Source organism: Nitrososphaerota archaeon (assembly GCA_011605775.1).
In the GTDB taxonomy this organism is placed as follows: domain Archaea; phylum Thermoproteota; class Nitrososphaeria; order Nitrososphaerales; family JAAOZN01; genus JAAOZN01.
This window is the reverse complement of record JAAOZN010000058.1, coordinates 1-7,536: the sequence shown is the minus strand read 5'-3', so window position 1 is coordinate 7,536 and position 7,536 is coordinate 1. Positions and strand designations below refer to the sequence as shown.

Sequence of the window (7,536 nt, the reverse complement as noted above, 5' to 3'; positions counted from 1 at the left end):
TCTTAGCTGTGGACAAATTACCCCTCTCCATCAATTCTTGTCTAATACCATCCTTATAGCCTTGATTCTGCACTCAAGCCCCTCTTTGATCTCCACAGGCTCACCACACTTCGGGCAAGTCAGTGATACAGCCCAAAGCCCCAACTCATCGTCTGCGACTTTGCTTATGGGTCCTAGGTAGCCGCAGCTGCCGCACTTCACTGTCGGTTCCTGCTCTGTTATTATTAGCCGAGAACCCTTTAAGATCGTGTCCTTCTTTAGGAGGTTATAGCAGAAGGTTAGTTGCTCTTTGCTGAGGTGTGTGAGTCTACCGACCACGAGATGCACGCTCTTAACCTGTTTCGCTCCTCTCTTCTCTGCTTCTCTTATGGCTACTCTCACGATTTCGTTTGCGACGGAAAGTTCGTGCAACCTTCTCCCTTTTCTATAGGCCTAAGGCTTTAGCGACCTCCGCAACTCCTTCGCCAGTCTTGCAGCTTGTTCTTATAACAGTAAGGTTCGGCTTTATGAGGTGGATATCCCGCTCGATCTTAGATGGGTCTACACCCATTATGGTTGAGAGGTCTATCTTGTTTATAACCGCTAGGTCTGCTCCAGCAAATATGTAGGGGTGCTTAACCACCATATGCTCGCCCTCGCTAACACTTATCACCACTACGCGCTTCTCACACCCCAAGGGGAAGTCAGCCGGGCATATGAGGTTCCCAACATTCTCTATAAAGAGGATATCTATGCTGCTCAAATCTAATCTTGACAACGCTTTTTTGACGAGGTTCGCGTCGAGATGGCACTCCTTTCCCGTGTTTATTTGCAGAACCTTAACACCATGCCTACCTATCCTCTCAGCATCTATCGTAGTAGCAACATCCCCTCCTATAGCTGCGATTCTATACCTGCCTTTGAGCATCTGAACAACTCTCTCTATGAGAGATGTCTTGCCTGAGCCGACGGAACCCATTATATCGAATGATCTAACGCCATACTTGCGAAGCGTTTCTGCGTTCTCTTCAGCGAGCTTCCTATTAGCCTCAAGAATATCCTCCTCTAGCTCAACATCAAAGACTTCGCCAAGCTCAGGTTTTATCACCGTGCTGCTGTCCAAATCGTCTCTACCTCGATCCTAAACCTCTCTATTTATATGTGGCTGCAAGGATGTATATCAGCTTTCCTAGTCTCAGATGCTAAGGATCAGATGCCAGCTCCACAGCGAGCACCGCAGCCTTGGGTATTGCCTTCTCAACCTCTTTGGACATCATAACAGAAACTTCATCAGGCAAATACTCGGCTACGCAAGCCACTATCGATATCTTCACACCCATCTCCTCCAATTTAGCAAGCATCTCCTTATTGGGGAAGCTGTGTGACGGCGATCTACCCTCCACTGAAGGTATGTCGTTGAGGCTAAGAATTTTCACTTCACCCGCCCTACCTGTTTGGTGAAGAGCATCTACCAAGATGATCTTTTTGGGCTTCTTCTCATCTGAAAGTATGTCTAATAGAACTCTGGAGACACCCAAGCCAACATCTAAAACCTCTATGCTGTTTTCGTCTGTTAGGCGTTCCCTAACTATATATTCAGCGACTCTTGGTCCAAATCCATCGTCCCCTCTGAATATGTTTCCACAGCCCAAGATCAGTGACTTTGCTGCCATTAATGTAAAACACGCTAGGATGTGGGATTTTACTGTTTCGATATTATCTATTATGTACGATTCTTTAGATAATATAATGAATATATAGTCTGGAATGGTTAATACTCTATTTACACCACAGATATATAGAATCACTACCAATAGTTTGTTGGATGTAGGGATGTGTAAGTACCTTTCCCTCAACCCTGAGGCGGAGCAAGTCTCAGGACGGAGGTGTGGTGCATAGATGCAGACATATGCCCAGACCGACATTCTAGATGCTGTGAGAAAAGTTATTGGTGATCAGAGACCTGAAGCCTGCTACCAATGTATGAAGTGTACAAGCGGCTGCCCCGCGGCCAAAGTGAGTGATTATAGACCCCATATGATGGTAATTTTGACCAAGGCGGGGCTGGCTGAAGAAGTTATGAGAAGCGGCATAATATGGGCGTGCTCCATGTGCCTAAAGTGTAAGGAATACTGCCCACAAGATGTTGCACCATTTGACGTAGTAACTGCTCTGAAAAATGTGGCGATCTCACGAGGGTATAAACCGCCTGAGATGCTGGTAGGGATGGCAAACAATGTGCTAGACTATGGTTGTATAATGGATAAGCCTATGACGATAACCACAACCGAGTTCGAAGAGGTATCTAGAGAGAGCTTAGGGCTTCCAGAAATCGTGCATCCGAAAGATATGGAGAAGTTCAGGAAGCTCGTCTCAAGCTTCGGATACAGGAGGTTGACCTAAAGATGAAGATGTATATCTTCTTAGGCTGCGCAACACCCACAAAGCAGTACGGCTACGAACTCTCAACCAGAGCGGTCTTCCCAAGGCTTGGAATCGAGCTAGTGGAGATGCCTGACTCAAACTGCTGCGGCACTCCAATAATGGGTATAAACAGATTCTACAGCATATACGGTCCAGCTAGACTAATGGCTATAGCTGAAGCCGGTGGATTAGATCTACTTGCACCATGCAATGGGTGCCATCTTGCTCTAAGTGAGGCAGCCTTCTTGTTAAGAGAAAGAAGGCATCTTCTTGAGCAAGTTAACGCACTTCTCAGAGAAGAGGGTCTGAAGTATACTGGTAAAGCTAGGGTCTATCATCCTGTTGAAGCGCTTCATGATCTGGTTGGTGTTGAAAAGATCTCCTCAGCCATTGCATATAAACTTCCGCCACTTAAGTTCGCTTGCCACCCAGGCTGCCACTTGGTCCGCCCATCGCACATCGGTAGACCTGAGAAGAGGGATGGTAAGCTGAAGCTTGAAGCCTTGGCTGAGGCTATAGGTTTGCAGACTCGTGATCATCCGGAGAAGTATGAGTGTTGTGGTGCAGCCATGTTGCCGTATTCGACCGATGCTGCGATCAAGACAGTTGCCTCGAGGTTAAAGCGGTTTGTGGAGGGAGGTTTCGATGGTGTTACAACCCTCTGCCCCTACTGCTTCGACATGATAGATGGGAAGCAAGATGCCGCCAAAACCATCACTGGTGATAGAAGCCTGTCTATACCAACCTTCTACTACACCCAGCTGCTCGGCTTGGCTATGGGTATAAGTGAAAGAGAGTTGGGGCTCAACTTGAATATGAGCCCAGTTGGAAGTGTGCTCGAAAAGTTGAGGAGGTGAAAAGTGGATGGCTGAAGAACCTAAGGTTGGAGTATACGTCTGCCACTGCGGCGTTAATATCGCTAGTGTTGTTAATGTCAAAGCGGTAGTGGAGCACGCATCAACCCTACCTAATGTAGTGGTTGCAAAAGACTACCCATTCATGTGCTCAGATCCGGGGCAAAACATGATCATTGAAGACATCAAAACAAAGGGTCTGAATAGGGTTGTTGTCGCCTCCTGCTCACCCAGAATGCATGAACCAACTTTTAGAAAGGCTTTGGAGCGCGCTGGTCTCAACCCATACTTACTTGAGATGGCGAATATCCGTGAACACTGCTCTTGGGTTCACGAAAAGCAGCCACAAGAGGCGACAGAGAAGGCTAAAGATCTGGTTGAGGCTGCGGTTGCGAAGGCACGTATGCTGAAGCCTATTGAGACTGTGAGAATGCCTGCTGTCAAGAGAGCGTTGGTTATAGGTGGTGGTGTGGCTGGTATAAGGGCGGCGCTCGACATAGCGAATAGCGGCTTTGAAGTCTACCTTGTGGAGAAGAGGCCGAGTATAGGAGGCAATATGGCCAGGTTGGATAAGACCTTCCCGACCCTAGACTGCTCACAGTGTATATTAACACCCATGATGGTTGAGGCGGCGCAGCACCCGAACATAAAGCTCTTAACATATAGTGAAGTTCAGTCTATAGATGGCTCAGTAGGGAACTTCACCGTAAAGATCCTCAAGAAGCCGAGGTATGTTAACGAAGATCTATGCACAGGTTGCGGAATCTGTGAGCAGAAATGTCCTTACACAGTGCCAAGCGAATTTAACCTCGGTTTAGGTAAGAGGAAGGTGATCTACTTCGAATTCCCGCAGGCTGTTCCTCTGAAGCCGGTCCTAGATAGGGATAACTGCGTCTACTTCAAGAAGGGCACCTGTAGAGCGTGTGAGAAGTTCTGTCCCGCCAAGGCAATAGACTACACTCAGCAGCCCAAAGAGATAACGATCAATGTGGGTGCGATCATCTTGGCGACCGGATATGGTCTGTATGATGTTAAGACGAAGATGCCTGAGTACAGATATGGGTTGAGTAAGAATGTGATAACGGGCTTAGAGCTAGAGCGGCTCACTTCAGCAACAGGCCCGACAAAAGGTGCCATATTAAGACCCGGCGACAAGAAGGAGCCTAAGAACGTGGCTATAATCTTATGCGTAGGTTCAAGAGATGAGAAGCACCTAGACTACTGCTGCAGATTCGGTTGTGTTGCTGGCATAAAGCACGCCTACTACATCGTAAGCCACATACCCGATGCTAAGGTAACAATATGCTACACCGACATAAGGGCATTCGGCAAAGGGTATGAAGACTTCTACGCGAGAATCAGAGCGTTGGATAACGTTCAGTTCATCAGAGGAAGACCCATGGAGATATTTGAAGACTCAAACGGCTCACTATACTTCGACGTCTTCGATCAGAACACAAATAGGCTCATAAGGCTTAACCCAGACCTCGTCGTGCTTGAGACGGGCGTTGTACCAGACCCCTCCTTCGAGCAGATAGCAACAGTCCTCAAATGCTCCAGAGGTCCAGATGGCTTCGCACTCGAATTACACCCGAAACTCAGACCGACAGAGACCTCGGTAGATGGCGTTTTTATAGCTGGTGTAGTGCAGGGTCCGAAGGATATCCCAGATACAGTGGCTCAGGCTGGTGCAGCAGCGGCTTCAGCTATAGCACTGCTAGCTAGGGGCGAAGTTGAGAGTGTGCCTAATGTCGCTTCAGTCAACCAAGACCTATGTAGCGGCTGCGGCGTATGTGAACCCATATGCCCATACACAGCTATCGTACTCGAGGCTAGAAACGGCGGAAGGGTTGCTAAAGTCGAGGCTACCAAGTGCAAAGGTTGCGGAGCCTGCGCAGCAGCTTGCCCATCTGGTGCGATGACCCAGCTCGGCTTCGAAGACAAGCAGCTCATACCTCAGATCGAGGTGCTTGCAAGAGGGAGGTAGATGCGCATGGCAAGTAACTTCGAACCTAGAATCGTAGTATTTGCGTGCAACTGGTGCTCATACGCAGGCATGGATCTTGCTGGCACAAGCAGAATGCTCTACCCCGCCAACTTAAGGGTGGTTAGGTTGATGTGCTCAGGCAGGCTTGAGCCGGAACACATACTCTACGCCTTTAAGGCTGGGGCTGATGGTGTGCTTGTCACAGGCTGCCACCCAGGTGACTGCCACTACATCGCCGGTAACTATAAGACCAGGAAGAGGATTAGGCTGCTTGAGCAGCTTTTAGCTCAATTCGGGTTGGAGAAGGAGCGGCTTAGGCTGGAGTGGATTTCAGCATCAGAAGGAGAGTTATTCACGAAGGTCGCGAAGGAGTTCATTGAGAAGATAAGGGCGCTCGGTCCTAGTCCTCTGAAGCAGGAGAGGCTATTCGCCCCCCTGATTACTGCTCAGACGGCTAGTGGAGGTGGTGAGTGATGGCTAAACCTAAGGTTGCAATCGTCTTGGGTTCAACTTGCGCTGGATGCGACTACTCGCTACTCGATTTAGGACCTACTCTGCTTGATGTGCTGGCTAATGTCGAGATTGTTTATTGGCCCACTGGAGCAGACTTCAAGCTTAGCGACCTAGAATCTGTGCCAGATGGAAGTGTTGATCTAACCCTCTACGAGGGCGCTATAACCAATAGTGATAACGAGGAGCTAGCCAAGCTCGTTAGGAGAAAGTCAAAGGCGGTAGTAGCATATGGCTCCTGCGCCTGCTTCGGCGGCATACCAGGGTTGGCGAACGTATCTACAGCAGATGATATAATGAAGACCGCCTACGTCGAAACCTGGAGCACAGATAACAAGGCTGGTATGTTACCGCAGCCTCTCTCAAAGGCGGATGGTAAGCACCTTGAGCTACCAGTCACCTACGACACCATAAGAGCACTGGACCAAGTGATACCTGTAGACTACTATATGCCAGGCTGCCCGCCTCCACTCTCGTACATAGAGCAAGCTTTGGTAGCGGCTCTCTCAGGCAAACTCCCTCCACGCGGTCACGTCTTCGCGTCTGAGCGCTCGCTATGTGACGAATGCAAGAGGACTAAAGAGAAGAAGAATTTGACCGCTATCAAAAGGTTCCATGAGATCATACCTGACAGCCAGAGGTGCTTGCTTGAACAGGGTATACTATGCATGGGACCTGCTACAAGAGGAGGGTGTAAGGCTCCTTGTGTAGACAACAACATTCCATGCAGGGGCTGCATGGGTCCGACCCCAGAAGCCTTAGATCAAGGTGCGAAGATGCTCTCAGCCTTGGCATCCATAATAGCGCTAGATCAGGAGACGGGTGTCTCTGAGGATCGGTTGATTCCTTTGATTCAGCAAGTAAAGGATCCCTTGGGCACATTCTACAGGTTCGGGTTGCCTAAATCGATGTTTAGGAGGGTTATTCCGAGGAGGTGATGAAGATGGAGAAGAAGGATAGGGTTGTAACTATACAGCCGATAACGAGATTGGAGGGGCATGGGAAGATCAGCATATTCCTCGACGATAAAGGTGACGTAGAGGACGCATACTATCAGGTTGTGGAGTTCAGAGGATTCGAAAGATTCTGCCAAGGTAGACCGGTAGAGGAGCTACCCCTAATAACACCTAGGATATGCGGAGTATGCCCATGGGCACACCACATGGCTTCAGCAAAAGCTGTTGATGCGGTGTACCATGTTGAACCCCCGCCTGCGGGTAGAAAGCTACGCGAACTAGCGTACAACGCATTCTACGTCCACGACCACGGAGCGGTCTTCTACGCGCTTCAAGCTCCGGACTTCGTAGTAGGACCTACTGCTCCTCGTGCTGAGCGTAATGTGCTCGGTGTGATAGCGAAAGTTGGGATGGAGCTTGTGAAGAACATTCTTGCAGCTAGGCTTGAGGCTACACGCATGTTGGAAATATTGGGTGGACGGGCAGTACATCCTGTGATGACTGTGCCAGGTGGCGTTGGTAAGCCGATAACCGAGGAGCAGAGGAAGGAGCTTGAGCAGCGGGCTGCTAAGATGGTTGAGCTAGCAAAGCTAACGTTGAAGATTTTTGATGACGTAGTTCTTAAGAACAAGGAGTATGTGGATCTGATCACAGGCGACATATATCTGCACAAGACCTACTACATGGGGCTGGTTGACGAGAAAGGTAAGGTCAACTTCTACGATGGTAAGCTGAGGGTGATGGCGCCAGATGGCAAGATCGTAGCAGAGTTTAACCCGAGCGATTACCTTAACTACATAGCTGAGCACGTCGAGCCCTGGTCCTA

Annotated in this window: 9 protein-coding genes; 6 read left to right on the top strand and 3 right to left on the bottom strand. The window is 49.1% G+C overall.

All coding sequences use genetic code 11. The annotated features are described in order from the left end of the window. Positions 1-30: 30 nt before the first annotated feature. The 3 genes from hypA to HA494_05305 form a co-directional block, all read right to left on the bottom strand. Positions 31-411, bottom strand: a complete 381-nt coding sequence (gene hypA, locus HA494_05315; protein NHV97191.1) for a hydrogenase maturation nickel metallochaperone HypA — start codon at positions 409-411, stop codon at positions 31-33. A 13-nt stretch (positions 412-424) separates the two neighbouring features. Next, positions 425-1,084 carry a hydrogenase nickel incorporation protein HypB gene (hypB, locus tag HA494_05310; protein ID NHV97190.1) on the bottom strand — a complete coding sequence of 220 codons (660 nt, stop codon included), beginning with the start codon at positions 1,082-1,084 and terminating at the stop codon, positions 425-427. Between the two features lie 97 nt (positions 1,085-1,181). Beyond that, on the bottom strand, positions 1,182-1,652 hold the full coding sequence (locus HA494_05305; protein NHV97189.1) for a hydrogenase maturation protease: 471 nt from the start codon (positions 1,650-1,652) through the stop codon (positions 1,182-1,184). Between the two features lie 226 nt (positions 1,653-1,878). Here HA494_05305 and HA494_05300 point away from each other — a divergent pair, with 226 nt between their 5' ends. The 6 genes from HA494_05300 to HA494_05275 all read left to right on the top strand — a co-directional run. Continuing rightward, positions 1,879-2,382, top strand: coding sequence for a hypothetical protein (locus HA494_05300; GenBank protein ID NHV97188.1), 504 nt, complete (start codon positions 1,879-1,881; stop codon positions 2,380-2,382). A gap of 2 nt (positions 2,383-2,384) precedes the next feature. After that, a complete protein-coding gene (locus HA494_05295; protein NHV97187.1) occupies positions 2,385-3,260 on the top strand; it encodes a hypothetical protein in 876 nt (291 codons plus the stop codon). Between the two features lie 7 nt (positions 3,261-3,267). After that, positions 3,268-5,244, top strand: a complete 1,977-nt coding sequence (locus HA494_05290; protein NHV97186.1) for a CoB--CoM heterodisulfide reductase iron-sulfur subunit A family protein — start codon at positions 3,268-3,270, stop codon at positions 5,242-5,244. A gap of 6 nt (positions 5,245-5,250) precedes the next feature. Beyond that, positions 5,251-5,718 carry a hydrogenase iron-sulfur subunit gene (locus HA494_05285; GenBank protein ID NHV97185.1) on the top strand — a complete coding sequence of 156 codons (468 nt, stop codon included), beginning with the start codon at positions 5,251-5,253 and terminating at the stop codon, positions 5,716-5,718. Then, entirely contained in the window at positions 5,718-6,692 is a 975-nt protein-coding gene (locus HA494_05280; GenBank protein NHV97184.1) for an oxidoreductase, read from the top strand. The genes HA494_05285 and HA494_05280 overlap by 1 nt, the downstream gene beginning before the upstream one ends. Continuing rightward, positions 6,692-7,536: Ni/Fe hydrogenase subunit alpha (locus HA494_05275; GenBank protein ID NHV97183.1), on the top strand; the 845-nt coding region annotated here is incomplete at its 3' end. The genes HA494_05280 and HA494_05275, both read left to right, overlap by 1 nt.

Bases quoted from the DNA above. Each gene is read 5' to 3' on its own strand.
- HA494_05305 (NHV97189.1), bottom strand. From the start codon at position 1,652: ATGGCAGCAAAGTCACTGATCTTGGGCTGTGGAAACATATTCAGAGGG.
- HA494_05300 (NHV97188.1), top strand. From the start codon at position 1,879: ATGCAGACATATGCCCAGACCGACATTCTAGATGCTGTGAGAAAAGTT.
- HA494_05295 (NHV97187.1), top strand. From the start codon at position 2,385: ATGAAGATGTATATCTTCTTAGGCTGCGCAACACCCACAAAGCAGTAC.
- HA494_05290 (NHV97186.1), top strand. From the start codon at position 3,268: ATGGCTGAAGAACCTAAGGTTGGAGTATACGTCTGCCACTGCGGCGTT.
- HA494_05285 (NHV97185.1), top strand. From the start codon at position 5,251: ATGGCAAGTAACTTCGAACCTAGAATCGTAGTATTTGCGTGCAACTGG.
- HA494_05280 (NHV97184.1), top strand. From the start codon at position 5,718: ATGGCTAAACCTAAGGTTGCAATCGTCTTGGGTTCAACTTGCGCTGGA.